28 protein-coding genes are annotated in these 25,499 nt (G+C 59.9%); 12 read left to right on the top strand and 16 right to left on the bottom strand.

What is annotated here, in order from left to right:
* Positions 1–18 precede the first annotated feature (18 nt).
* The 4 genes from PQQ86_RS27720 to PQQ86_RS27705 form a co-directional block, all read right to left on the bottom strand.
* Entirely contained in the window at positions 19–1,347 is a 1,329-nt protein-coding gene (locus PQQ86_RS27720; protein WP_408274214.1) for an MFS transporter, read from the bottom strand.
* Positions 1,348–1,438: 91 nt separating this feature from the next.
* Positions 1,439–2,191, bottom strand: coding sequence for an SDR family NAD(P)-dependent oxidoreductase (locus PQQ86_RS27715; protein WP_408274210.1), 753 nt, complete (start codon positions 2,189–2,191; stop codon positions 1,439–1,441).
* A gap of 170 nt (positions 2,192–2,361) precedes the next feature.
* Positions 2,362–3,609 (bottom strand): MFS transporter, encoded by a 1,248-nt coding sequence (locus PQQ86_RS27710; RefSeq protein ID WP_408274207.1) that lies wholly within the window; start codon positions 3,607–3,609, stop codon positions 2,362–2,364.
* 300 nt (positions 3,610–3,909) lie between these two features.
* Positions 3,910–4,218: a hypothetical protein gene (locus PQQ86_RS27705; protein WP_408274206.1), complete on the bottom strand. Its 309-nt coding sequence runs from the start codon at positions 4,216–4,218 to the stop codon at positions 3,910–3,912.
* 784 nt (positions 4,219–5,002) lie between these two features.
* On the opposite strand from PQQ86_RS27705, the gene PQQ86_RS27700 reads away from it, so the two are divergent.
* Entirely contained in the window at positions 5,003–5,329 is a 327-nt protein-coding gene (locus PQQ86_RS27700) for an H-NS histone family protein (RefSeq protein ID WP_093636065.1), read from the top strand.
* An 85-nt stretch (positions 5,330–5,414) separates the two neighbouring features.
* Here PQQ86_RS27700 and PQQ86_RS27695 read toward each other — a convergent pair whose 3' ends face one another.
* The 3 genes from PQQ86_RS27695 to PQQ86_RS27685 form a co-directional block, all read right to left on the bottom strand.
* Positions 5,415–5,936: an arsenate reductase/protein-tyrosine-phosphatase family protein gene (locus PQQ86_RS27695; protein ID WP_408274203.1), complete on the bottom strand. Its 522-nt coding sequence runs from the start codon at positions 5,934–5,936 to the stop codon at positions 5,415–5,417.
* 211 nt (positions 5,937–6,147) lie between these two features.
* Positions 6,148–6,348 carry a hypothetical protein gene (locus PQQ86_RS27690; RefSeq protein ID WP_408274200.1) on the bottom strand — a complete coding sequence of 67 codons (201 nt, stop codon included), beginning with the start codon at positions 6,346–6,348 and terminating at the stop codon, positions 6,148–6,150.
* A gap of 298 nt (positions 6,349–6,646) precedes the next feature.
* On the bottom strand, positions 6,647–7,327 hold the full coding sequence (locus tag PQQ86_RS27685; protein WP_408274197.1) for a J domain-containing protein: 681 nt from the start codon (positions 7,325–7,327) through the stop codon (positions 6,647–6,649).
* A 472-nt stretch (positions 7,328–7,799) separates the two neighbouring features.
* On the opposite strand from PQQ86_RS27685, the gene PQQ86_RS27680 reads away from it, so the two are divergent.
* The 5 genes from PQQ86_RS27680 (at position 7,800) to PQQ86_RS27660 (ending at position 12,875) form a co-directional block, all read left to right on the top strand.
* On the top strand, positions 7,800–8,459 hold the full coding sequence (locus PQQ86_RS27680) for an NADPH-dependent FMN reductase (RefSeq protein WP_408274194.1): 660 nt from the start codon (positions 7,800–7,802) through the stop codon (positions 8,457–8,459).
* 478 nt (positions 8,460–8,937) lie between these two features.
* Positions 8,938–9,153 (top strand): DUF6566 family protein, encoded by a 216-nt coding sequence (locus tag PQQ86_RS27675; protein WP_408274191.1) that lies wholly within the window; start codon positions 8,938–8,940, stop codon positions 9,151–9,153.
* A gap of 177 nt (positions 9,154–9,330) precedes the next feature.
* Entirely contained in the window at positions 9,331–10,785 is a 1,455-nt protein-coding gene (gene iaaH / locus PQQ86_RS27670; RefSeq protein ID WP_408274187.1) for an indoleacetamide hydrolase, read from the top strand.
* Between the two features lie 91 nt (positions 10,786–10,876).
* Positions 10,877–11,653, top strand: a complete 777-nt coding sequence (locus tag PQQ86_RS27665) for a CDP-diacylglycerol diphosphatase (protein WP_408279377.1) — start codon at positions 10,877–10,879, stop codon at positions 11,651–11,653.
* 211 nt (positions 11,654–11,864) lie between these two features.
* On the top strand, positions 11,865–12,875 hold the full coding sequence (locus tag PQQ86_RS27660) for a fatty acid desaturase (RefSeq protein WP_408274184.1): 1,011 nt from the start codon (positions 11,865–11,867) through the stop codon (positions 12,873–12,875).
* 152 nt (positions 12,876–13,027) lie between these two features.
* Here the strand turns inward: PQQ86_RS27660 and PQQ86_RS27655 are convergent, their stop codons facing one another.
* Both PQQ86_RS27655 and PQQ86_RS27650 read right to left on the bottom strand, forming a co-directional pair.
* Entirely contained in the window at positions 13,028–13,564 is a 537-nt protein-coding gene (locus tag PQQ86_RS27655) for a LysR family transcriptional regulator (protein ID WP_408274181.1), read from the bottom strand.
* A 136-nt stretch (positions 13,565–13,700) separates the two neighbouring features.
* The gene (locus tag PQQ86_RS27650) at positions 13,701–14,915 is read right to left on the bottom strand and encodes a phytanoyl-CoA dioxygenase family protein (RefSeq protein ID WP_408274179.1); all 1,215 of its coding nucleotides are present in this window, start codon (positions 14,913–14,915) and stop codon (positions 13,701–13,703) included.
* A gap of 93 nt (positions 14,916–15,008) precedes the next feature.
* On the opposite strand from PQQ86_RS27650, the gene PQQ86_RS27645 reads away from it, so the two are divergent.
* The gene (locus tag PQQ86_RS27645) at positions 15,009–16,052 is read left to right on the top strand and encodes a LacI family DNA-binding transcriptional regulator (protein WP_408274176.1); all 1,044 of its coding nucleotides are present in this window, start codon (positions 15,009–15,011) and stop codon (positions 16,050–16,052) included.
* On the opposite strand, the gene PQQ86_RS27640 is transcribed toward PQQ86_RS27645, so the two are convergent.
* Positions 15,950–17,254 (bottom strand): porin, encoded by a 1,305-nt coding sequence (locus tag PQQ86_RS27640; RefSeq protein WP_408274173.1) that lies wholly within the window; start codon positions 17,252–17,254, stop codon positions 15,950–15,952. The genes PQQ86_RS27645 and PQQ86_RS27640 overlap by 103 nt on opposite strands.
* A gap of 34 nt (positions 17,255–17,288) precedes the next feature.
* On the opposite strand from PQQ86_RS27640, the gene PQQ86_RS27635 reads away from it, so the two are divergent.
* Complete coding sequence (locus tag PQQ86_RS27635; protein WP_408274170.1) at positions 17,289–17,609, top strand: hypothetical protein; 321 nt, start codon at positions 17,289–17,291, stop codon at positions 17,607–17,609.
* Between the two features lie 392 nt (positions 17,610–18,001).
* Here PQQ86_RS27635 and PQQ86_RS27630 read toward each other — a convergent pair whose 3' ends face one another.
* The 4 genes from PQQ86_RS27630 to PQQ86_RS27615 all read right to left on the bottom strand — a co-directional run bounded on the left by PQQ86_RS27630 (position 18,002) and on the right by PQQ86_RS27615 (position 21,452).
* Positions 18,002–18,712, bottom strand: coding sequence for a GGDEF domain-containing protein (locus PQQ86_RS27630; RefSeq protein ID WP_408274167.1), 711 nt, complete (start codon positions 18,710–18,712; stop codon positions 18,002–18,004).
* A 680-nt stretch (positions 18,713–19,392) separates the two neighbouring features.
* Complete coding sequence (locus PQQ86_RS27625; protein WP_408274164.1) at positions 19,393–19,626, bottom strand: hypothetical protein; 234 nt, start codon at positions 19,624–19,626, stop codon at positions 19,393–19,395.
* Between the two features lie 661 nt (positions 19,627–20,287).
* Positions 20,288–20,515, bottom strand: a complete 228-nt coding sequence (locus tag PQQ86_RS27620; protein ID WP_408274161.1) for a hypothetical protein — start codon at positions 20,513–20,515, stop codon at positions 20,288–20,290.
* 547 nt (positions 20,516–21,062) lie between these two features.
* On the bottom strand, positions 21,063–21,452 hold the full coding sequence (locus PQQ86_RS27615) for a response regulator (protein WP_408274158.1): 390 nt from the start codon (positions 21,450–21,452) through the stop codon (positions 21,063–21,065).
* An 83-nt stretch (positions 21,453–21,535) separates the two neighbouring features.
* On the opposite strand from PQQ86_RS27615, the gene PQQ86_RS27610 reads away from it, so the two are divergent.
* Positions 21,536–21,724, top strand: a complete 189-nt coding sequence (locus PQQ86_RS27610; protein WP_408274155.1) for an ATP-binding protein — start codon at positions 21,536–21,538, stop codon at positions 21,722–21,724.
* A 23-nt stretch (positions 21,725–21,747) separates the two neighbouring features.
* Positions 21,748–22,092 carry a response regulator gene (locus PQQ86_RS27605; RefSeq protein WP_408274152.1) on the top strand — a complete coding sequence of 115 codons (345 nt, stop codon included), beginning with the start codon at positions 21,748–21,750 and terminating at the stop codon, positions 22,090–22,092.
* A 228-nt stretch (positions 22,093–22,320) separates the two neighbouring features.
* On the opposite strand, the gene PQQ86_RS27600 is transcribed toward PQQ86_RS27605, so the two are convergent.
* Positions 22,321–23,502, bottom strand: coding sequence for an acyltransferase family protein (locus PQQ86_RS27600; RefSeq protein ID WP_408274149.1), 1,182 nt, complete (start codon positions 23,500–23,502; stop codon positions 22,321–22,323).
* A 665-nt stretch (positions 23,503–24,167) separates the two neighbouring features.
* Between PQQ86_RS27600 and PQQ86_RS27595 the strand changes: the two genes are divergently transcribed.
* Positions 24,168–24,437, top strand: a complete 270-nt coding sequence (locus PQQ86_RS27595) for a hypothetical protein (RefSeq protein WP_408274146.1) — start codon at positions 24,168–24,170, stop codon at positions 24,435–24,437.
* Between the two features lie 177 nt (positions 24,438–24,614).
* Here PQQ86_RS27595 and PQQ86_RS27590 read toward each other — a convergent pair whose 3' ends face one another.
* Entirely contained in the window at positions 24,615–24,911 is a 297-nt protein-coding gene (locus tag PQQ86_RS27590; RefSeq protein ID WP_408274143.1) for a hypothetical protein, read from the bottom strand.
* A gap of 367 nt (positions 24,912–25,278) precedes the next feature.
* On the opposite strand from PQQ86_RS27590, the gene PQQ86_RS27585 reads away from it, so the two are divergent.
* Positions 25,279–25,419: a hypothetical protein gene (locus tag PQQ86_RS27585; protein WP_408274141.1), complete on the top strand. Its 141-nt coding sequence runs from the start codon at positions 25,279–25,281 to the stop codon at positions 25,417–25,419.
* The last annotated feature ends 80 nt before the right edge of the window (positions 25,420–25,499 follow it).

Here is a 25,499-nt window from a genome sequence, read left to right as displayed (position 1 = left end):
TGCAGCCAGAAAATGCGCCTAGCGGGCGCGGTGCAGTAAGTGTTGGAAAGACCAGCTTGATTCGGTGCCGTCGCGGCGCAACAGCGTACCGATCATGAGCGCCGCCAGCAGACTCGACGCGCCCAATACGATCAGCCCCGCCGAGGTCGATGAAAACGCGCGTTCCGCAGCGGTGCGCAGGCTCGGCGCAATAAATCCACCGAGGCCGCCGAGCGAATTGATCAGCGCGATCCCGCCCGCCGCTGCGGCACCCGTGAGGTAGCGCGTCGGAAACGTCCAGAACAGCGGTTGCGCCGCGATGAAGCCGCTGGCTGCGCAGCACAGCGCGATCAGGCCGATCGACGGGTTATGCGCGAGCCCTGAGGCGCCGATGCCGACGCCCGCGAGCACCAGCAGCGCGACCGCCCAGCGCCGGTGTCCACCCGTGCGATCCGCTCGACGCGGCACGTACCACGTGACAGCCAACGCACATAGCCACGGCAAGGCGCCGACGAGGCCCACGCGCAGGCCGACCGTCGTGCCGAGCAAAGCCGCCACCTGTTGCGGCAAATAGAAGATCACACCGTAGACACTCATCTGAATCAGCAGATAGATCGCCGAGAGCAGCAACACACGGCGGTCCACCAGCGCAGCGAGAATATGACGCGGCCCATGCGCCGATGCGGCGAGCGCGTCGTCGTCGAGCGCGCGGCGCAACGTGGTGCGCTCCTGCGCGTCAAGCCACTGGGCGTCTTCAGGGCGGTTGTCGAGATACCAGAACGCCCATACGCCGACCACCGAGGCCAGCGTCCCCTCTATCAGAAACAGCCATTGCCAGCCGGCCAAGCCCATTGCGCCATGCAGTTCGAGCAAGGAACCCGACAACGGACTGCCGAAGATGAACGCCAGCGGCGCACCGAAATAAAACACGCCCACCGCGCGAGCTCGCGCCGCTTGCGGAAACCAATGCGTCAGGTAATAGATCACGCCGGGGAAGAAACCGGCTTCGGCGACGCCGAGCAGAAAACGCAATGAGTAGAAAGCAGTCGGCGTATGCGCAAGACACATCGCCGCTGAGACGAGCCCCCAGGTCACCATGATCCGGCACATCCATGCGCGCGCGCCGACCTTATGCAGCAGAAGATTGCTCGGTACTTCGAACAATGCATAACCGACGAAGAACACGCCCGCGCCGAAGGCAAAAGCCGCATTGGACAAGCCCGTATCGTGCTGCAACGCTTTCTGTGCGAAGCCGATATTCGCGCGGTCGAGAAATGCCAGCACATACATCAGCAACAGAAACGGCAACAGCCGGCGCATGACCTTGCTGTTGATCGCCTCCAGTGAAGCCGGCGAATGCGGATTCATGTCGTCTCCTTCGCAGAGCATGCGGGTCGCGCTCTGCGTTTTTCTACCTTTTGCACTGCTACTGCTACGACTTGGCCGACGCTGTGACGACTCAGTAAGTGGCGCGGCCGCCGGACAGGTCGAATACCGAGCCGGTGCTGAAAGCGCAGTCTTCGGAAGAGAGCCAGAGAATCAGCGACGCCGCTTCTTCCGGCAGCAGGAAGCGGTTCATTGGGATCTTCGAGAGCATGTAGTCGATATGCTGCTGCGACATGGAATCGAAGATCTCCGTTTTGGCCGCCGCGGGCGTGACCGCATTGACGAGGATGTTCTTCGTCGCAAGTTCTTTGCCGAGGGATTTGGTCAAGCCGATGAGCCCGGCTTTGGAGGCACTGTAGTGGGAAGCGTTCGGGTTGCCTTCTTTACCGGCCACCGATGCAATATTGACGATCCGGCCGTAGCCCTGCTTGAGCATCTGCGGCACGACCGCGCGGCAGGTGAGATACGGGCCGATCAGATTCACGTCGATCACGCGGCGCCAGACCTCGGGGTCCAGCTCCCACGTCGCGCCGTTGCCGCCGGTGATACCGGCGCAGTTGATCAGCACGTCGATCGCGCCATGGGCGGCGACCGTTTGCGCCACCGCCTGAACCACTGACGCTTCCTGGGTGAGTTCGACCGTGACGGCGGTGACCTTGCCCAGCTCGCTGAGTTCGCGCTCGCTGCGCGCGAGGCGCTCGGCGTCGATGTCCCATAGCGCGACCGACGCGCCCGAGTTCAGCGCCCGTTGAGCCACTGCGTAGCCAATACCGCGCGCGCCGCCCGTAATGGCGACAACACGCCCCTCCAGATCGATTCGATTCATCGCTGTGCTCCTGTAGCAGGCCCGAGTGGCCTGCCGTTCAGTTGTTGTATTTCTGCTGTCTGTGCTTTCGTCCAGCAAATATACGAGCGGTGCGATGCGCTAACAATCCGTGTATTGGAGGGGCCGATAACAAAAGCGGATCGGTTGACCTGACGCTCGACGCTTACCGGCTAGTCAGTGCACGCCGGACACGCCATTGCTTTCGCGGGCACTTCCTGCTTGCTTCGCCCGAAACTCGCGAGCGCCGCGAGTCCCAGCAGCGCCAAACCGCTGCCGAAGAGAAAGTCGGCGGAAATGCCAACATGGTCGACCACGACGCCACCAATGAGCGATCCCAAAGCAATAGCAACCTGGATGATGCTGACAAACAGCGCCGAGCCCGCCTCCGGCGAATCCGGCGTGGCGCGCTGAATCCAGATGCTGAAACACAGCGGCAGTGCGCCGAAGGAAACACCCCACGCGAGTACGAGCGCTGCCACTCCAATCGGCGATTGTTCCAGCAACGGCATTGCCAGCAGCGCGAACATGAGCAGAGAAACCATCACGGCCAGAGACACTTTCAGGTTATGCGTCACCGTCGACGAAACGGCGAAGTTCGAGAAGAAGCCAATAATGCCGAAGCCGAGCAGCAGCCACGTAATCGTCGACATCGAGAAACTCGCGTTATGCAGCAGGAACGGCGTGATGTACGTGTACGAGGAGAAATGCGCGCCGAATACGAGTGCCACCATCAGCATGCTTCTACGCGGATGCGGTCGGCGCAGCAGCGCAACCAGATCGCGCAGCCGCAATGCGGTTGTCGACGGCAACGACGGCACGAAAACGAACTGCGCCACGAGCGCGATCGCGACAAGCACGCCGGTTGCCATAAACGAAGCACGCCACGACGCGAAGCTGGCAATGAATGTGCCGAGCGGCACACCGATCACTGTCGCGCAGGTCACGCCGGTCAGGATCGTCGCCATCGCCTTGGCCGAATCTTTCGGCTGCACGAGGCGCCCCGATGCAGCCGTCGCCAGGGTCCAGAAGCCGCCCAGAGCCGCGCCGAGCAACGCGCGTCCGACCAGCATGACCAGGAAATCAGGCGCAAAAGCCGAAATCAGATTCGACGCCAGCAGCAAGGCCGTGAGCAACAGAAACACACGCCGGCGATCCATCCGTCCGGCCACCAGCATCAAACCGGGCGCCGAGATGGCGGCAATCACGCCCGGCACGGTGACCATCAGCCCCGCGGTGCCAGGCAGCACACCCAGATCCGCCGCTATTCGCGGCAGCAGGCCAACAGGTAAGAATTCCGTGGTCACGAATGCGAACGCACCGATTGCAACGGCCACGACGGCGAGCCAGGAACGCAGGGACGACGAGGCGCCATCGTCCGGCGAGGCAATGCTCGCCGGCAGATTATCTTCCATCAACATAGTATTGTTTGCGAGTAACTAAACAACGGGTGGGATTGGAGCACTCACACCGGACTAATCAAATCGCAGACGGCAAATCATGAATAAAAAAGCAGGCGGTATTGGCCTGCTTATGATTGCGATCGGAAAAGACTACGGGTGAAAACCTGAATGGAACACACCTTAACATCGTATTAAATCGCCCGCTGACGACTCCGTAAAATTGCACTCGGGCGTGTGGGTATTCCGATCAGGGTGCCGTGCGCGGATGGGATTGGAGGCGGTGGTTCATCTCCTACCGCCTCCTGAACTGCCGGCCTGCTATTGGCCAAAATAGATCCTGCATTGCGGCCCGGAAGCGCACGGCCGCTCCTGTCGGCCTCCCACTTCCGTCGCGCCTGCAGCCACCCCGCCATAAGAGACGTTCTGCACCGATTGCCCGGCCGGCATCACGGTCCGCACAGCGTCACCAAACGACATGTCGGTGGTGGCTTGCGCAGATTCGTTTGCGTTCTGCATGAGCGCCCGGCCCGAGGCGGCTTCGCCCTGCTGGCCGTCCAGTGCGCCGGCTGTGCTCGGCGCCAGAAACAGAGCGGCGCTTGCCAACGCCATCAATAAACGTAGTTTCATGTCCAGACTCCTCGAATCCGGCGCAGCAGCGCTTGTCCCCTTCAAAAAGAATTGATCCGCGAAAAAACGTCGTGTCATGAAATCGAACTAACTAACTGCCGAACTGACAAACGGGCGAATGCCTATGCGGGACTGCTGCGGCGAGTCACCGAACTAAATGAGTAAATAGTTGCCAGACCTGAAACCGATGTCGGGCGTGCACGCGCGGCTTGCCGGAACCGGTCGCCACCAGGCTGGAAACGCAGATTGTTGCTCTGCTGTTTCGTTATAGCTCGGCCACTCAGGATTGCAATCCCGGCGGTACAGGCGGCCTTGGCGGCACCGGCCGCCGCTCGATCGGCGACATGCAATAACAAAATCAGGCTGGCCGGCACGTGCGTTACCCGAACAGTGCGTTATGATGCTGGCATAACGCACAAAAATCGGCCCCACGCGAGGCACCGGCGAGAGACGGAGCGTGGACATGAGACCGACTGTTCGCAATCATTGCATTGTCATCACCGTTTTTTCATTGCGGCCGTAGGGCTTACCCAGCCGTACCTGCCGCGCGGCGGAGCGCTTGAATATTCACTGATTGGCACAGTCAGCCTTATAGGCGGGCTTGTTGGACATATGCTGTACCGCAATGTATGGGCAACGTTCTTTGACGCTGCCACTGGAATTTCCTTCGATCAATAACCTTACCGCGAGCGGACCCCATATACGTGGGCTCAATGCTTTCGCGGCTTCCCCTTGCAATCTGTAACTGACAGAACGCCGGACGCTTTAGAAGGACGAATATCTTATGGACGAAAGGAAGCGAGATAGCATGATTGCGTATCTCCGCCACCGCATGGAAGAGTTTGGTATCAAACCAGAAGACCTCGCCGCCGTGCTGGCGGCCGAACCGAAGGGGCAAAAAGCTGAACGCTACCGCAGCGCAACGGGAGATAGCTGGGACGGCCAGGGTGAAATGCCCCAATGGCTTAAACAGGCAATTAGCGCTGGTCAATCAATCGACCACTTCGAATTATCGGCCACCCCGGCACCCGCCCCGCAGCCGAAAAAACAGGTGGATTGGCTAAACGACCCATTCGCGGGAAGTCCGCTTGCGCGCCCGAACAACCGCTAAGCCGTCTGATCGCCAAACCCAAACCGTTAGACCAAAGGCATAACCCCGAGGCATCACCCCGTACTGGCTGACGCGCCGGGGCCGTTCACACGTTGCACTGAATGGCGGGATTCGTTGCGTCGTTCATCGATGCACACGACGCGTCGCCGGTACGAGCCGGCGCCGCCGCGTACTGCGGCAATTCGATAAACGTGCTGACCTGCCGGACGATCTGCCAGAACACCTTTTCAAACGAACGGACGCGCTCCGGCTCGAGCATGCCATCGGCAAGCGGATCGGCGAAGATCCAGCTACACAACGCAGGTTCTCCCGGAAAGCGCGGCGCATGATGCCCGGCGACGCACGCGTCCATGGCAATGACGACGTCCATCCGCGGCGCCCATTCGCCGGTGAATTCCAGCCAGCTTTTCGGGCAGAGCACGCCGAGGTCCGATATACCGGGCCGCAATTGCGCGATCGCAATGGGATGAACGCGCGGGGCCGGTTCGGGCCCCGCGCTGAACGCTTCGAACCGGTGTCCAGCCAGTTCGCGCAGTAAAGCTTCGGCAATGATGCTGCGTGCTGAATTCTCGCGACAGAGAAACAGCACATTGTATTTTCTGGTCACGCTCACCCCGAGTTTTTTTATCTCTCTCTATGCGCAATTGTGCCGGCCTAGTCTTGCGTCCTCGTGACACTACGATGTCGTAATTTGTTGCGCCACAAGAATTTGTACCTGGACAGTCAATCCACGGATATCGCGCGCTGCATTGGCGACGAAGTTGAGCAGCGCAAGGTCGAATCTTTCATTATGCCGACAATTTCGTGGCAGCATCTCCTCATACGGAAGCGCCGCTGTCGCGCTGCTCAGACACGATCCGGTTCGCGGCGTCGCTCGCGCCGTCAGACACCGCAGGTGACGCCTCGAACAGCATCGCCGCAGGCTGCGCGCTGATCGACTTGACGCCGTTCGCGATGCCGGGCGCCGCGACGTACGGGATAAACGCCGCCATCGCAACGACAAAAATAAAAGTAACCATGGCTGTCGAGCCTCTCGGAATCTGCAACGTGGAGGTCAAGCGAAGCGGGTCTTTCGCGGGGGAAGTAGAGTCGGCGACAAAGGGAGGAGCAGCGAGCACGTACATCCTGTGCCCGACATGCTGATGCGTCCGCCACCCGCATGCGTGGCAATGAGGAACTGTCGCGCTTCACCTTGGCGTTCGAACGACACATGTCACGGACGTGTCTTTGATTCTAGAAGCGGATATACCGACGCCGAAGGCCGCTCTCTATATCAATTCGGCCTACGTGTGGGGTCTTTCAGCCAGAACTGTCTGTTCAAAACCGCAAGCCGTTCAGGAACTGGAACCAGAGTCCACCCAGTACGCCGGCCGGATGAGCATCGCTGGCATTTTCTTCGCGCTTGCCTGGGTTGGCGTGCTTACCTGACGCGTCACGATCAGCGGCATCGTCGCTCGCGGCAGTTGCCTTCGCTTCGGCTGAAACGTCGGGGACGTCCACCGCTTTTGCTGCCGCTTCGGCCGCAGCCGCCGCCCTCTCCGCCTCGCGCCGCGCCGCCTGCAAGGCCGACACGCTGTCGGCGATCTGCGCGGCCCGCTGTGCCTCGCATCGACGTCCTAGCAGCACGCCGAAGAGCACGTCGCGATTGTGGCCGTCGTCGGCGAAACGCATGGCGAGCGACACCATCTCGGCGTAGGCTGCTTCGTCCGCGGCACGCACTGCCGCTTCACGTTCGGCCTGCGCTTTTTGCTGACGGGCACGCTGTGCTTCCCAGCCGCGCATCTGCTCGGCGTAGACCGCGTCATACACCTTGCGCTGCGCGGTGTCGGAAAGGATCGCGTACGCGTCCTTGATTTCCTGGAAGGTGGCACGCGCAACTTCTTCGGCGCCGTTGTTGCGATCCGGATGCCATTTCATCGCGGCCTTGCGGTAAGCCCGCTTGATTTCTTCGTCCGTGGCGTGCGCGTGCACACCAAGCGTGTCATACAGGGTTGCCATTGCTTGTTCGACCTCGCCGTGATTCGCGTTGCGGACCATCGTAGCATGCAAAAAACGGCTTTATCGTGAAGCGGCAAGTGCTGGCGCCACTGGAAGTCCAGACAAAAAAAGGCCCCACCACTGACGTAGCGAGGCCGAGTCCCATGTCAAGGAGATGTCATGGAGGAGACGACTCGATCTTAGCCGCGTGTCATCGCGCCCCCAAACAATGGTTCGCCATATGCTTATCCGGTGCCGCCTCAACTACATTGCACAGGGCGGCGTATGTGGATCGAAAATGGCTTCGAAGCATCCGTCAGACGCCCCACTGAGCCGCCAATAACCCCGCACGGTTATATCGTTAGAACAAAAAGTCGCTTCGCCCGGCTCGCGGCGGTCATTAAGATAACGCTTCAAAGTCCGGTTCGCCCCGGTTCGTCTACGCGCAGCCCCGCGCCAGCGTCCCGTGAGCCGCTACCGAAGGAGCATTTCGTTGACCAGTTTCGATCATCAACGCCGGCCGCTCGTGATCGGCATCGGCGGCACGACACGCGCGGCGTCGTCGACCGAGCGCGCGCTCGGCTTTGCGCTGCGTGGCGCGGAAGCCGCGGGCGCGAATACCCGCCTGTTCGGCGGCACTTTCCTGCATAGCCTGCCCCACTACGCTCCGGAAAACCCTCAACGTACCGCCGAACAGCTCGAACTGATCGAGGCCGTGCGCCATGCGGACGCTCTGATCATCGCGACGCCCGGCTATCATGGCGGCGTCTCGGGCCTCGTCAAGAACGCACTCGACACGCTCGAAGAGCTGCGCGCCGATGAACGGCCGTACCTGGATGGCCGTGCGGTCGGCTGTATCGTCACCGCTTATGGCTGGCAGGCTGCCGGCTCGGTGCTGACGTCGCTGCGCTCGATCGTCCACGCCTTGCGCGGGTGGCCGACGCCGTTCGGCGCCGGGATCAACACGCTGGAAACGCGTTTCGACACCGTCGACACCTGTTCCGACGCCAAGGTCGTCGATCAACTCGCCACGGTCGGCCAGCAGGCCGCGCAATTCGCCCTGGCGTTCAACGCGCATCGCACGCCGACAGCCGCTCCGCTCGGCAATGCAGTCAAGGAAGCGCAACCCGCCCGGTTGCTGCACGCGGTTTAACGCCTTTAAGTACGGCGTCGAGGATCCGCGCTTATGGGGTCCTCGACGCACTCGCGTTTGCACTGAACCGACTGCCGTCCCGCTGCCTCGACGAACCATTCAACGCATGCGTGCGTCTGCCTCCTCGCCCCGCCAACCGCAGCATCCTCCAACGATTCTTTTAAGGCCGACAAGCCGCGTCATGCGCGTTCGAACGCACGCGTGTTTCCGCTCGTCCAAACCGTGCGCCACACAACAGACCGCTCTCCCACAACGCCGGATAGTGTGTTCGAACGCTGCGACTATCGTCCGATCCGGCCTTGCGAAGACCGTTCCCGAACCTCGCTGATTTGCTTACGACGAAAGATTGGTTCACCCGCTGCGCGGCGCGGCCTACGCTTGATCCTGCTCGCTCACCCACCGGTTGCCTGACGCACAGGGTTGCGTCCCGCGCGCCGGCTCCTTAGTAATACACGCGGGCACACTCACTGCCACGACCATGAATTCAAATATCCGCTACAAGGGCTACGAAGTCGCACCGGTTGCGCAACGGCTGCCCAACGGCCTGTTCGCCGCCAACCTGACCATCGAGAAAACGTCTGCAAGCCAGGGTCAGGCTTACTCGTTCGACGCACTCGATTATTTCTTCGACGAAGAGCACGCGCTCGCCTATGCGTTCCGTTGGGGACGTATGTGGATCGACAGCCGGCAATAACGTCGGCAGGCTCGTTCGATAGCACGCAGGCGGACGCGTCGATCTCGCGTGCAGAACCCTATAGAAGGTCGTCCGGCTTGCGAGTCGGCAAACGTGGGCCACCTTGCGCCACCCGGCGTCGATTTTTAAGCGGCTGTGCCAGAATAGGCGACACCTCAGTTAAAGGAGACGCCTGCGATGACATGGACCGTAGATCAACAGTTGGCCCTAACCGCAACCGAAGCGGTCGCTGCGATCCAGTCCGGGCGCCTCAAGGCCGCCGACTATATGGCCACGCTGCTGGCGCGCGCGGCGTCGCTCTCGAGCCTCAATGCACTAACCACGCTCGACCTCGACGGCGCGCTTGCCGCCGCGCAGCGCATCGATGCATTGCCACCCGAAGCAAAAGCGCAATTGCCGCTCGCCGGTTTGCCCATCGTCGTGAAGGACAACATCAACACGGCTGGTTTGCAGACTTCTGCGGGCACGCCTGCATTGGAGGGCTTCGTACCGAAGACAAACGCGCCTTCGGTGCAACGGCTTCTCGATGCCGGCGCGATCATCCTCGGCAAAGCCAACATGCACGAACTTGCGTTCGGCATCACCAGCACCAACTTCGCCACGCACGCCGGACCGGTGCGCAATCCGTACGACCCCACGCTGATTCCCGGCGGCTCGTCGGGCGGCACCGCCGCCGCGATTGCCGCGCGCATCGTGCCCGCGGGTCTGGGCACCGACACCGGCGGCTCGACTCGCATTCCGGCTGCGTTGACCGGCATCGCGGGGTTTCGTCCGTCGGTTGGTAACGGTGGTGCCGAACGGCGCTATCACGACCCGGATGCCGTCGTGCCGATCAGCCATACGCGAGATACGGTGGGGCCGATGGCGCGCACGGTTGCCGACATCGCTTTGCTCGACGGCGTGATCGCCGGAACGGGACCGTTGCCTGAGCTCACGCTGAATGGTTTGCGCATCGGCCTGCCCGAGCCGCTCTGGGAAGGGCTCGAAAAGCAGGTTGAAGACGTCGCGCGCGCCGCCTTGCTCCGCCTCGAAGCAGCGGGCGTCACCTTCGTGCCTGTGGCGATGAGCGAACTCGAGACCTTGAACGGCCACGTCGGTGGACCGATCGCGATCCACGAGCCGCGCGAGGACGTGCTCGCCTGGCTCGTCGCCAATAACGCACCGGTAAAGACAGTGTCCGAAATGGCAGCCCGCATCGCGAGCCCGGACGTGCGCGCGATCTACGACGGCGTGCTCGCCGACGTACTCGGCGCTCAATACGACGCAGCGCTGAAGCAATGGCGGCCGCGCTTGCAGCAGTATGTCGCGGCGACTTTCGCAGATGAGCGTCTCGATGCGCTGCTCTTCCCTACCACGCGCCTCGCCGCGGTGCCGATCGACGACCTGAACGGCTCGTCGACGGTATCGATCGATGGCTCTGCGCCAATCGATACGATGGACGCGTTCCTGCGCAATACCGACCCGGCCAGCACGTCCGGCATTCCGGGCTTGTCGCTGGCGGCGGGGATGACTGCCGGTGGTCTGCCGGTCGGCCTGGAGCTGGATGGGCCGCTCGGCGAGGACCGGCGGCTGCTGGCGATCGGCGTCGCCTTCGAGCAATTGCTCGGCGTGCTGCCGGCGCCAGTGCTCTGACGGTTCTGAAAATGCCGTCGAAGGGGCCATTGAAGGTGCCATTGAAGATGTCGCTGAACACTCCAGTAAAAAAATGCCGATCCGCATGCCGATGACCGTGCTCAAACCCGCCCGCTTTCGCCAAACTATTCTGCGCACCGCCGCCGCATTGGCGGTCGCCTTCGCCGCCTCCTCCTGCGCGCGCCTTGCTGCAGTCGATTCGAACGCACTCTGGAAAATCGTCGATGTGCGCTGCGTGCCCTCGCAACAGGCCACCGGCACGCCGGGCCAATGCACGGTTGTCGATCTCGACAAACGCTATGTGATCCTGAAGGATATTGTCGGCCGCTCACAGCATCTGCTGATTCCGACCGATCGCGTTACCGGCATAGAAAGCCCGTTCGTGCTGGCGCCGAATGCACCGGATTACTGGGACGATGCGTGGGTGTCGCGGCCGTACGTGGAAAAGTCGGTCAAGCGATCCTTGCCCGACAATCAACTCGGCCTCGAAATCAATTCGCAATTCCGCCGCACGCAAGACCAGTTGCATATCCATATCGATTGCATGCACAACAAAGTGAGCGACGCCTTGGCGCGTCACGCGAACGACATACCTGGCGAGTGGCGCTGGGATACGCTCGACGGCCAGCGTTACCGGATCATGCGCGTCACCTCGCTCACTCAGGCAAGCAATCCGTTTCGCATCGTCGCGCGTGATAACAAAGACGCTGCGGCGATGGCCATGCAAACCATTCTCGTGACGGGTGCGGGGCCGTCGGCGGAGAAGGACGGCTGGCTCATCGTGAATAGCGGCCTCGATGTCGACAACGGTAGCGGCTCGGCGGAAGGCTTACTCGATCACGCGTGCCGCGTGGCGGACGATAAATAAACGTCTTCTACCGATCGCCCGGACGGGATCCGCGAGGACCTTGCATGGCATTCTGCGCGCCGGGTGATGGCGGCCTGGCGCTGCGTAAGCGCTGGCGATGTGCCCCCCGCTTTTGCACGTATGCGCAGATGCATTGCTGAACAAAATGGTTCTAGTCGCATGAATTGGTCCGTAGGATCGGTCTAAACCTGCATTCCGACCGATCCAGCCGATGGCGATTTACCTCGACGACACGCAACGCAAAGCACTCGCCCAACAGGCTGCAAGCTGGACATGGCGCACGCAATGGCCGACCTGGCTACTGATCGCCACAATCTACGGTGGATGGTTCGGTGTGGCGACGAATGCGCGCGTGTTCGGCCTGCCGCTGACCATTGCGCTGCTGGCGTTGCTGGGCGCATGGTACATGTCCCTGCAGCATGAGTTGCTGCACGGCCATCCGACGCGTTCGCCGTTCTTCAACGCACTATTGGGATTCGCACCGCTCGCGGTGTGGTTTCCGTACAGCGTCTATCGAGATTCGCATCTTCAGCATCACGTCGATCCGCATCTCACGCTTCCTGAGCGCGATCCCGAAAGCTACTTCGTCAGTCAGCGCGTCTGGCAACGTGCGGGTTTGGCGATTCGCGCGCTGCTGACCTTCCGCAATACGTTTGTCGGCCGCCTGCTAGTCGGGCCGGTTTTTGCCATAGCGGCAACGGGTGTCGATGAACTCCGCAGTATCAAACGCGGCGATTGGCGCCATGTGCCGATGTGGCTTGCGCATCTGACCGCGTTAGCCGCGCTGACGGTATGGCTTCAACGCGTCTGCGGAATCCCTGCCTGGGCGTTTATCGTCGGCGCGGGTTATGGGTCGTTGTCGTTAGGGTCGATCCGCTCGTTTCAGGAACATCGCGTGGCACATGCTCACGAGCATCGCACCGTCATCAACGAGGCGGGGTGGTTCTGGCGGCTGTTGTTCCTGAACAATAACTACCATCTGGTGCATCATGACTTGCCGCATGTGCCGTGGTTTGCAATCCGGGGAGTCTATGAAACGTCTCGCCAGCAATACGTAGAACGCTCCGGATGCTTTCTGGTCCAGGGTTACAGCGAATGGCTGAGACTTTACGCGTTCGCTCTTGTTGCAAGTCCAGCTTATGGGGATCGATCCGAGTTAATCCAGAGTAATCCACCTGCTTCCGACAGTTTTGCGGGTAAATTGCGGGGCCGGATTCAATGACGAAAGGCTATTCAGGGCGCACGGCGCACGGCGCCCGGCACGTTTAGCATACGGACGCACGGGAGGGCAGCAGACTCCAATACTTGCTTGCAAGGCGCTGCCAGGTTTCAATCTCCCTGCCCTGCCATGCTCTAGTCACCGTTCTATCCAAATCAGGAAAACCAGGCGGTCGCGAGACACCAAAAATGCGCACATGACGGTTCCGACTCACTCCTTGAGGGCTGGTGTCGAATCCCCACTCGATTGACCACCACCTGCCGCAAATCAACGCTGAGCCTCGCTCGGATTCCCTTGCGCCCGCCGATAGCCGCTACCACGTCCACTGTGATGTCGGGGTAGCGCGCCGTGAAATCAGGAAGCATCGGCGCGATGTGAAGCATGCAGAACGATAACGAGGCGGTGACGCGAAGGACACCGCTTGGACGCACAACCGCTTCCCTGGTTACAGCCTCTGCTTCGCCAAGATCGGCGAGGATGGATTTGCAGCGTCGGTGAAACTCGGCGCCAGCCTCCGTTAGGTAAAGGTTGCGAGTCGTCCTGCGCACCAGTTGGACGCCAAGTCTCGCCTCCAACGAAATCAAATACCGACTTGCGGCCGAGATGGAGAGCTCGACAGCTTCCGCAGCCCGGCTGATGCTGCCCGTCTCGGCCACCTCGACGAATAGTTGTAGTTCCTTGAACTGATCCATGCCCTTGCACCGTTACGCCTCGTTCACCCACATCCGAGCCGGATGCGGGAGCACGCGCGACATCGCTGAGTCATTCCGTGTGTCGCGTCGGCACCATGATAGAGTCGCGGCTCCATCATTTATTCACAAAAACACATCAATAATCCATCAATTTTCCGGATTTGCCATTCCCCTGACGCCAGGCATGCTTTGCGAGGGCTCGCGTAAACTCGGCCGGCTCCCAGTCCTCCCGAAGCGCTCGGCGCATCATCTGGCCTTGGCTCTCCGGCGCGAGCCCCCCCGCGGGCGGATCCCTGTCAAGGTTTGTCGGGAACGAATAGCCTTCGGCGCACGAGGCAATCACCGACAGCGCCTCGAGTTCGGTTATCTTGCCGGTCTTAAACCTGTCCCGAAGGACTGGGTAGAGGGTCTCGGACATGCGCGTTCGATCAACCGCCTCCATCGCCCGACCGTAAGCCGACGAGATTTGAAGCAGGTTTGCCATGCGCTGAACGTGGCTCGTTCGATTCGAGCCGGCTGCGTGAAATAGCGCCGGATTGAAGAAGATGGCATCGCCCTTGGCAAGGGGCATCTGGACGAAATTGTTCTCGAAATACTCCCTGAAATCAGGCCTACGCCAGGCGACATAGCCTTGAGCGTATCGCTGCGAGTAAGGCAGGAGTTTGGTTGGGCCGCTCTCAACAGGCATGTCGCTGTGCGCAACGGCCCCTTGCAGCGTGAGAAAAGGCGACATCCCATGCACGTGCGCTGGAAAAGACGCTGCCACCTCCGCTGACTGAAAGCCCAGATGGTAGTCACGATGGGCCTGCTGTGCCTCTCCGCCGGGTCTGACCACATTGACCTGGGACGTAACCTGAAAGCACGGGCCAAGCCACGCCTCGGCAGCCGCCGTCAGCCAGGAGTTCGAAAAGTATCTGGCGAAGACCTCAGGCGCCGCAAGGCAGAGTTTTTCCTGCGCGTTCCAGATACGGTCGTTCGCGCCTGATTTTGCGAAATGGTCAGCCTTCGAGCCGGATTTCTTCTCGTCTTCAATAATCGATTCGAAGATGGCCGTCGCCTCATCCACGCACCCGGGGTCGGCAAAAGCGCGCTTGAGCACAAAGACGCCCGCGCCATCTCGCAGAACCCCGGCCCACTCTGAGAGCAGCTGAAGCCGTTCTGTTTCAGACGAGCCCACTTCTTCCAGGTCGCTGCATTCGTATACAGGAATCGATTGAACCGACGTTACCGCGTAGCGTAGCCCTCGCTCCCCTCCCGCGTTGAGCGCTGTCACGAAATCACGCAAGCTGCAGTCGCTTTCGCGATACCAATTGGTTCTCTCAGCGAGATAGTCTTCGCGTCGCTCGTCCATACGTGCCTCCTATTTTGAATGTAGGATAGCTCGCAAAGCACAAATCGAATTATCATAAACACATCAAAAAACTATCAACAAAGGAGGGTCGGTTTGGCTCACCGCTTCTTGATCAAGGAAATTGCCCTTCAGGCAGGCCTTGGAGTGGCAACTGTTGATAGGGTGCTGAACGGACGCGCAAACGTCCGGGAGCACACTCGCAATCGGGTTGAGCAGGCGATAAAAGAACTTGAGAAACAGGAGCTAAACCTGGCGAACACCGGGCGCAAGCTCATGGTCGACGTGGTAGTAGAAGCACCGGCGCGGTTCAGCGACGAGATAAAGAATGCGCTCGAAGCGGAACTCGCGTTGATGCACCCGGCGGTTGTTCGTCCGCGCTTCCTGTTGCGGGAGACGATGACGACTCCCGAAGTCGTGGATGCCCTTCGATCTATCGCCCGAAGAGGCAGCCATGGTGTTTTCCTGAAGGCCCGCGACGTTCCCGAGATTGCCGAGGTGGTCCGCGAGCTCCAGCATCACGGCATTCCGGTCGTCACTGTCTTCACCGACATACCGCTGTCGGGCCGCATCGCCTACGCCGGACTCGACAATCGCGTCGCTGGGGCCACGGCGGCTTACCTTCTGGGCCTATTGCTGGGCCCTCAGCCGGCTAATGTGTTGATAACGATGAGCGACGAGCATTTTCGGGGCGAAGAAGAGCGCGAGATAAGCTTTCGTCGAGCACTGCGCAAGCACCACCCCCGACTCAGACTGATTGATGCAAGCGGCGGTCATGGCCTTGATTTGCCCACTGAAGGGCGCGTCCGCAGCGCTCTCAACGATGGTACTGACATCGCTGCCGTGTACTCCATGGGAGGAGGTAACGTCGCGATTCTTCGCGCGCTGGAAGCGCAGCGGCAAGCTCCGGTCTGCTTCATCGGTCACGACCTGGACAAGGATAACGTGCAGCTTCTACGCGCTGGAAGGATTCAGGCAATCTTGCATCATGACCTCCGACAGGACATGCGCTCCGCGTGTCATCACGTCATGCACTTTCACAAGCTCCTGCCAGCATCATCTGTCGCGTCATCCTCTGCGGTCGTGGTCGTGACGCCAGAAAATATTCCGGACCACATCGCCAGTCGTTTCCGCGATTGATTCGACCGCTCATAAGCGCAGACGCAGCGCCCGACAGGTCCGAGAGAAAGTCGCCGCTCGGACCTATCGACAGCATCAGAATGTCGTCGCCAACCCTGCAATAACGCCAAACTGGCTTTGCCATAGTCGGGGTTGGTGCTCGAGGTGCTTCCGTTGACCAGGTCGTTGTTGATATTCGCGCCATACAGACCACTGTCGAGGCCGATGTTAGACGACGAACTGTTTCGAACGTACGCCAGTTCCGTGTACAGGAGCGTTCGCCTGGGCAACGAATAGTTCGCACCCAACGTGTAGAGGGTTGCGTTCCCGTTGTTTGCATTTGCATGATAGACGGCGCCGGTGATAGCAAGCGCGGGCGTCGTCTGCCAGATCGCGCCAATCCACTCATGATTGACGGCTGTCGGGAGGCCCGTTCCCGCCGGCAACCCTGACGGGGTTGCCGTGCCGAAATAGCCCGCATTCGATGCGTTCAGAGCGATCAGGTGCTGGTAGCCAACGTATCCCGCCACAGGACCGAATGCGTACGTCAAGCCCGTGAGAATCGAGCGGGAAGCAAGATACACGTTGCTGAATTGACCATTTCCGTCGCGAACCTCGTCATAGGTCGCCAGCCAGAAAAGGCCCTTATTCGCGTAGGAGAGTTTGATACCGTCTGAGCGGCCCTGCGAGCTGCCGAGTCCACTAGAAGTACCGAGTTGACCAGGCGCGCTTCCAGGGTTTCCGGCGTTCCACGTCGACGAATTCGTCAAATCATATTGACCTTGCAGGGTAAAACCGCCGATCGTCGGCGACAGATACTCCGCGCCGTTCGCTGCCTGCGAAAAGATGCGGCCGCGCACCAGCGTTCCAATCGCATACTTCTTTGTTTGCTGTGGGTCGACGTCGCCCGAGTATTGACTTATCTCAGCCGAGCCCATGTTGCCGAACTTGATTTGACCCCAGGTGTCATTCTGCAGGCCTACGGTCGCCTGTCCCTCGAAGAAACTTCCGTTCGCGAAAGTACCGTTCATGGTATTCAGTCGGGACTCGAGCGTGAAGATTGCATGAGTGCCGCCGCCGAGGTCCTCACTGCCTTTGAGACCGAATCTCGATTGCGCCCAGCCTCCACTTTGCGCACCGAATACATGCCCCTTCGGTTGATTAGTCTCGTATGCGATACCGTTGTCCACGATGCCGTATAACGTGACACTGCTCTGAGCCATCGCAGTTGCCTAACGCACCCATACGGAGATACGTATGAAGTTCAAGCAACTGTCTGTTTTTGTTGTTTCAGCGGGTATGGCTTTGAGTCTCCTCTCACTTCCGATGTTGCAAGCTCATGCAGCGATAACCGACGCAGGCGCCTCCGATAGTGCTATGTCGAAGCAAGAGATGAAGGCGCAAAAGAAGGCCGACCGCAAGGCGCGCCGCGCGAAGAAAAACGCCGAGCTCAGCAAGCTGGAAAAGAACGGGTACAGTCCGGCGGGGAATCAAACGAACTATCCGCAGAATCTCCAGAACGCCCAACAGAAAGCCGCCGGTCAAAAGCCAACCAACGCACCTGCAGTCGCGCCTTGACGCATTACGCGTACTGAATCGCGCGCGTGGTCAAGCTGGTGGTGGCTCGAGTCACGCGGGCGATGGAAGTAGGAGCGCTTACGCGAAGTACATCGGCACCAACGTCTACAGCCGGACGTCTTCGAAGCTGGACACCGCATGGGAACGGTTGCCCATGGAGGAACGGATACAGTAGTTGGGCAGACAGTGCTGGTATCGAATGGCCGACTTTCGCCGAACCTGGAAGTTGGATGTCGAAGTGGCTTGATCAAACCCGGGCTTGCGTCGAACTTCTGCAGTCGACCCTGGAGGGACCTTCGTACGTCGCAGACGCTCATGGGCCTAGTTCAACTGGCATCGAAACACATTTGCGCCAAGCGTTACCCCTGACGTCGAATGGGCACCTAACTGCGTCAGGGAACCAAAACATAGCGATTTTTTCCATGCCGCTTAGCCTCGTAAAGACCTTGATCGGCGACTTTGAAAATTTCGGTGAGGCTCATCGCCTCGCTCAATCTGGATATGCCAATGCTGATCGTAACGACATGAGTTGAAATACGTAGTTTCGCGACACTCTCACAAAGCTGCTTCGCCAAGGCGCACGCTGCGTCTTCTTCCCCCGCAAACACGACGCCGAATTCCTCGCCCCCAAGGCGGCCACGAGCATGCGCCTGCGCGTGTCGTTCGATGATGGCGGCTACCGCCACCAGGACCTCGTCTCCGACGTCATGGCCCGAGGTATCGTTGATGCGTTTGAAGTCGTCTATATCGATGACCAGGAAATAGAAATGGTTCGCCGCGGCGCGAGCATGATAATCCTGCATTGCCTCCATCAGGCTTCGCCGATTATCAATTCCCGTCAGAGCGTCTTTAAACGCAAGCTTGATCAACTCTCTCTGAACGAGGAATGTCTTTTTTCTCTCTCGCACAAAGAGCCAATTGAGCAACAAGCCCAGCGAGATTCCAGAGACGATAGAAAGAATTATCCAGCTGGAATCCGGCGACTTTATTACAGAGTCGACCCTGTCATACGAAATAATGAACCAGACAGCAATCGCGCTAGCAATATAACTATAGTAATCAGCGAACACCGGCGCCATACCTACTGTAATCAAAATACCCATAGGCATGATCCAGAATTCAGGATTCGACGTTCCGCCAGCATTACTGTGAAAACCGAATGCTATTGACGCGGCACAAACGAAGCATCCTATTGAGTTAATGGACACGCTACGGGCAAAAAACGTCGTTGCTGCCCCGAAGAGCATCCCACTCAATGCGACGGTCGTACAGGTTCTGTCAAACGTAGCGCCAGGGTTCGCGAAAACCCGGGATAGCATCCAGCCGACGATTCCAAAAACCTGCACGCAGACGGCGAGAGGACGCACGCTGATAGCCGAGCTCCGCCAAAATAGCCGTTTCTCGGACGCGTCCCGAAAGGCTATTCCCCTTTCAAGGGATCTGACTTTATGAACGAACCGCATGGCTTGATCCTCGTGTCCGTGCGGAACCTACGTGGTCGGACATACTACAGTCGAATGAAGGGGGCATCGCGCGGATTTCGCCGTAGAGGGAATCTACTGCGTCTTCGAACCCTTGATCGCTGTTACTCTGCGATTGAAAATCGCGCCGGGCGGCGTTGCGGCGATTTGGCGGTGCGCTCAACGCGCGGACTGGCGCCGCGGATGAAGAGGATCGCGCAGATAGCTACCATCGTCCAAATGCAGAGAATTACGGTCAAGGCATTCATTTCAGTCTTCAGAAGTTCGATACTGCGATTAGTTCCGTCTGGCCTGACGGCCAGTCAATGTGCCGTAGGTTGGTCGGTACCATTGAGCAATAGCTCATCAATCAGGCGCGTGGTGAGTGCCAACTGCTTTTCGAGCGACACGCGCGCGGCTTCCGCAGCCGCCGTTTCGCCACGTGCGACGGCGTTGTGAGTCTGAGTCGCGAGGCGCAACACGGACTCCGACGCGAGGTGCAGGTCGCGCATCATGCCCGCGTCGGTGTACGGCGATGGACTGTTCCAATCGGACATAGATACGTCCGGCAGGTCAACTTCGAACTGACCACTTTTGTGGTGGCGGAAAGACATCTCAGGCTCCCTGCGCGATTGGCACGATGTCAGTTTGCGCCAACGAGGGGGATTCCGATCCGTTGAAAAGAAGGCAATTCTGGAGTCAATCCCCCGCCATGGAAAGGACGAAAATTTCACTAAGAATGGGGGCCGGGTCCCGCGCCCCTAGAAACTGCGCTGAGCACGGATAGTTTGCGCGGCGCAACCCTCAACCGTCATTCGAATCTTCACAAAGCGATCACTCCTCCTGACCTGCCTTGGATGGCTGCACGCTCGCCCCGATCAAGGGTCGTTCGTGGCTAGCCAGCTTATTCGCAAGGTAAAACCGGTTCATCAAGCGCAGCTCGGCAGCCCCCCCGGGGCTCGACGGGGCAGACTTGTCCAGTGTCATCGCCACCATGGTCTTCATGTTATTGAGCAATACGACCGCCACGTCTTTGGCGGCCTCTTCTGGCAATGTCGGCAGAACTCATCATCTGGAAGGAGAAACCCATGCCCGATCTGCTGGCACCGGACAGCTATAACACGCGTTGAAATTTCTACGACCGGTTTGAAAACCATTCGTCGCCCTGGGCGATTCGTGTCGCGTCTCGTTCCATGTGGCGCATGCGTTCCTGTTCGGTCATGTGCTCTTCCCGCCCCCATCGATCCCTGCGCCTTTGCGCCACACTGCCTTTCCTTCTTCGGAGAGTTCGCCACTGCTATGCGTAGCATCGGGCTCCGTCCCTTCAACGGCCATTGACCCGCCCGATTGTTCTTGCGCCTTCTGCTTCTTATGCTTTCGTGCGGCGATCCGCTCGTCTTGAGACTGCCCTGCATGGGTGTTCATGTCGCCCTCCTTGAGTTGCATAGGGTTGACTCCAACCGTCATCGTATGCGCGCATAACCTGTGCCTACGGTCTGGACTCCCGTGGGTACGTCAAATGGTTTGGTGCCAACAGGCCGGTTTGAGATGGCGGTTCGCACGCGATGAGTTCGAGAGGGAGGATCTTAACCATGAACGCGATCACATCTTTTTCCTCGTAAGATTGCACCGACGGCACCTTTGACGAGGCGAAAAGCCCTGCCAGCCCCAGTTCGATCTCTTCGATCCGTTACTCCCAGTCAAACGGCCTCACGGGCGTTTCCTCCGGTATTCCGTTACCTGACGGATGCCTCGCGTACACGTACGTCGAGCTCGCCGGATCGCCGCCTGAATAACTCAGGAATTCACGCCCACCCTCGGCGATGACGCGCCGTTACCGTTGCTGTCATGTCCACCCGGAACAGTGATTCCGCTGTCGTCCTTGCGCGAGCATCCGCTACACGAAGCTGCAATGACAACGATGAGAAGAATTTTCATCAATGTGCTGACCATCGTGATCTCCACTCGCATAGCGAACGGGATACCCGCCTATTTACTGCCCGCTCGGCCGACCTTGTGCGTCCAGAGGAGGTTCGTCGAGAAGGTTGTGAATCGTCTTTATCAGTCGACCTATCGGGGCAGGCTTCAATAGAAGTACGTCCCATAACGGCTCCTCCGGATGGGGTGGCAGCGCGGCCGACAGCATGATCACAGGAATGCCGGCCGTTGCGATGTCACCCTTCAACCGCCGACACAGCTCAATGCCATCGACGCGCGGCATCATCCAATCGGTCACAATGAGATTGGGGCTCTCGATGACGGCGACCGCCTGTGCCGCCTCGCCGTTCTGCGCAGTCAGCACGCGATATCCCTCACGCTCCACCAGCAGTTGAAGCGGGCGCAGAATATTCGGATCGTCATCGACTAGAAGTACCGTTGCCAATTCAGGTGCCGCGTTTAGGTAGGACGGGCATCAGAGACAACGGCGCTGGCATTTCATCTTCACTGCTGCCACACGTCTTTGACATGTTTGCCCAGTCGGCATCGGCTCGCCGGCATGCAGAAGGTGGACTCGGAATTGGACTGGCTGTCGTGAAGCATCTGGTGGCGGCACACAACGGCACCGTCACGATTGCGAGCGCCGGTGAAGGCCAGGGGACGGAAGTCACCCTGCACCTCCCGATTGTCTGCGAAAGGACGGGCAAAGCGCCATGACCGCGAGGCACACGATGACGCCAATGCGCATCCTCCTTGTCGACGACAGCGCGGACGCCACGGAAGCACTGGGCACGTTGCTGGAACTGAACGGACACGAAGTGAAACGGGCACAGAGCGGACCCGACGCACTTCGGATCGTGGAGTCTTTCACGCCGGACGTTGCCCTGATTGATATCAGCATGCCCGACATGGATGGCATTGCACTTGCACAGTTGCTTCGTCTGCGGGCGCAGTGCTCGCTGACGAAGCTCGTGGCATTGACGGGCTACGCCGGCAGACTCCAGAGTGACGAACGGGTTTTTGACGGCCATCTCACCAAGCCGTTGTCGCTCGATGACCTTGCAGAGGTTCTACAACCTTCGTAGGGGTCAGACGGTCGTGGTTCGCAGAAGCGCGCGCAACTGGGCCAGCCTGCTCGTTCACATCGTCTTCGGTATCGTGGCGGCGAACCTGTACATGAGGCTGAAGCGCAACGCATCCCACGGGCCAAGGCGCACCTGGGCGGCCCGTCGTAATTCGGCGCCGTGCTGATCGACTGTCTCCAGAGCGGATAGGGGTCGCCGCGCAGCATCATGCACACCTCGTCGGGATCGTCACGCTTGGCCACTCCGGTGAAAACGCCGGTCAACATGGGCGAGGATGCTGCGTGACAGGCGCGTTGCGCGTCCCTGAATCATCCGCTCCGAGACGCGCGAGAAGGCATACGACGCGGTGAGCACTACCAGCACTGTCGCGACGAAGAGCACAAGCGACGTCGCCCGGTCGCTCTGCCCGAACGCGCCCTCGAAAAAGTGCAACGTCGCGTAGACGCAGATGAAGTGCCACAGGTAGATACCGTAGCTTTCGCGGCCCAGCGCGTCGGCACAGCGGCTGATGTACGCGCTGCGGGTCGCGTCGTCCCGCGCTGGGCGGCTGCGCGAGACGAATAACAGAAACGCGACTGCACTGCACGCGGCGAAGACCGGCGCGAGTTCATGTGCTTTCGAGAGCCACACGCCGAGCGCCGCCGTCGCGAGTGCGAAACCTGATGCGAGCGAAAAAAACAGCCACGCCGTGCGCCGCGTCACGCTGGATGTGCCCGTCAGATGCGAGCGGAACGCGTACCACGCCCACATTCCCACGATGAAGCATGGCCCCTGCACCGGCGGCCAGAAATAGCCGAACGAGTTGTTCGTCACATGACAGTCGAGCGTGCCGTGACAGTCGCCGATCGACAACGCGATGACCGACAGTGCCAGCAGCAACGCTGTCGCGATCAGCAATCGCGTGCGGTTCATCGCGACAAAAAACAGCAGTGGCGCGATCAGATAGAACAGCATCTCAACACCGATCGACCATCCTCCCGGCACCACGTTGTTGATCGCGGTCGGCGACAGCGCATGCAGAAACAGCACATTGAGCAGGATATCCGTTGCACCGTGGGCGCCGAGCACCCATGAGGGTTCGTAGCCTGACCATGTCGCGCCGAAACTGATCAGTCCATACACGGCGATCGCGGCGTAATACATTGGGGCAATGCGAAAGAAACGCTTGATATAGAAACGCAATGTGACGTGCCGTGCGCAGGTGCAACGTCCGTGATCCGCTTCAAGCGTCATGAAGATCGTGACCGCGCTGATTACGAAGAACAGCTGCACGCCGTATTGGCCCATGCGGGCCAGCAGCGTGACGCTGTGCGGCAGATTGGGAAACTGGAACGACAGGTGTACGGCAACGACACCGACGATCGCGAGCGCCCGACCGACATCGAGCGCGGCAATACGTCCTTTTTCCATCGATGCATCCTCCTCGCGGTTCGTGCCGCCCGATCAGGCGGCTGCGAGCTTCGTGGACAAGGCGCGGTTCGCAGAAGTTCCCACTTTTTTGCTACAGGATGGCCGCGGACCGCGACACGCGCGATTCGATCGATGGTGCCGCTTAACACACCGCAGGCGGCACTTGCCCCGGTCGTTATCGCCGCCTGTCTCGGTCCGCTCGAGGCGTGCGGCGTGTGGCGGCTTTATCGACTACGGCCCAGCGAATTCGTGCGATCGATCGTCTGTCTGGCCGGTGTCGCGATGATCGGGGTCGGGCGGCATCGGCGTTGCGCTTGCGCTCGCGGTTCTCGGGTTCCTATGGCACGGATGATCTATAACGGTACGGTATTGCGGCGTCGACGGCCTGCGTGCTGCCCGCGCAGCCGACCCCGAAGTCGGTAGTTCATTCCTGGAGGTTTAGCGAACGCGCGCGACGATAACCTCGCCAGCACGAAGGCTGATTCATCGACGCGGCGGGACGACATACCGGCGAAGGCTCCAGCCAGATTTAACGCTTCTTAAGTTTTCCTTCAGCCCCCTGGGGTAAATTAATTCCACACTAACATTCGCCGCTCATTGCGACTCAGTCCAGCTGTACGCCCGGCCGTGCATGCACGCGTACAAAAAAAAGATTGAGGGACCTCATGCCACGAGGAAATACAGGTGGTGCCACCATGGTGGATGCTCGCGCGGTGTACGTGCTTGAACTGGCACGAGGTTGTTCATACATCAGCAGCACTTTGAGTCCGGAAACGCGAGACAGCGCTATCGCTGAAGTTCTCGGCGAATTTCGCGAACTGTACGGCGAACAGGAAGGAACACTCTTTCAGAAACTGCTTGCAGAGGATCTGCAGCGTCGACGCAGGCCGAACGCCGCCGCGGCAGTCCTCGCCTTCAAATTCATCAGCCCGTAAGCGTAGCCTATCGTTGCCATCCCATCGACGAGAACACAGGCATCGAAGAATCGCTGACAACGTTGCTGAACAAGTCGCGCGCGGTGCGCAAGGCAGCCGTTGCGCAACCCGCGCGCAGGTTCGTAGAACACGCCGACCACCGGCCGCGAGCAAAGAAGACGAGGCGCACAGGTTGCCTCAGGATTCTTCTTCGAACGCTGCCATCACTAGCCACACGTCGCGCTCGCCGTCGCGAATCTCGGCGGCGAGCGCATAGGGATCGCCCGGTCCGCACATGCGCTCGAGTGCCCGATGCGCAACCTCGCCGTTGTTGAACACACGTCCCGACAGAGGACGCACCTCCTGTTTTCCCTGGAACATCTGCTGGTTCCAGCGATACACGAGCGGCTGCGATTTCCAGTCGCGGAAGCATTCTCTGACATGCGTGAAATCGCCGCCGCAGGTATTCATCTGGTAATGGATTCTTGAGTCCATGACTGCATCTCCTGCGATGCAAGCGCATGCGTTCATTCTCGCCTTGGCGAGAGCCGGGCCGCATGCATCGCTAGCACCGATACAGCCGGAGCAGCCCCAACTTGCTGGAACTGCTACTCCGGCGTTTGCCTGGTCATGAGGCGTTTAGCGCCGACCGCCCTACTGCAAATCGGCATCGACTTCATCGAAGTCTCCGTCGGCGAATGCGGCACTTGCCGCTCACAGCGCAACTGTTGCCCGCTGTCATCGGTGATCAAGCAAGGTCTACGCCACGCGAACGCGCGCGGGAAAAGCGACGACGCCGGGCATGTAGAACATTGGCACGCGGCGTGCATCGGCTTCGTGCGTAACGATCTTTATGGAGAGAATGATGCAAATCACGCCGATACCCGACGGGGTCTCCAGCACACCTGCATCGGAAGACGATCACGCACAACCGGCACCGCCCGACGACAGCCACAATCTGCCCGAGTTGCCCGATCCCACTGAAGTCGGCGAAGACGGCTAGCCGCGCGGACGCCGACCACGTGCAACGCAGCCACGCTCCTGTTCGTCGGCGATTCACCCACGACGCAGCGCGAAACATAC

The organism is Paraburkholderia sediminicola (genome assembly GCF_046026675.1).
Classification (GTDB): domain Bacteria; phylum Pseudomonadota; class Gammaproteobacteria; order Burkholderiales; family Burkholderiaceae; genus Paraburkholderia; species Paraburkholderia sediminicola_F.
Note: the sequence above shows the minus strand (reverse complement) of the source record. Positions and strands in the feature narration are given on the sequence as shown.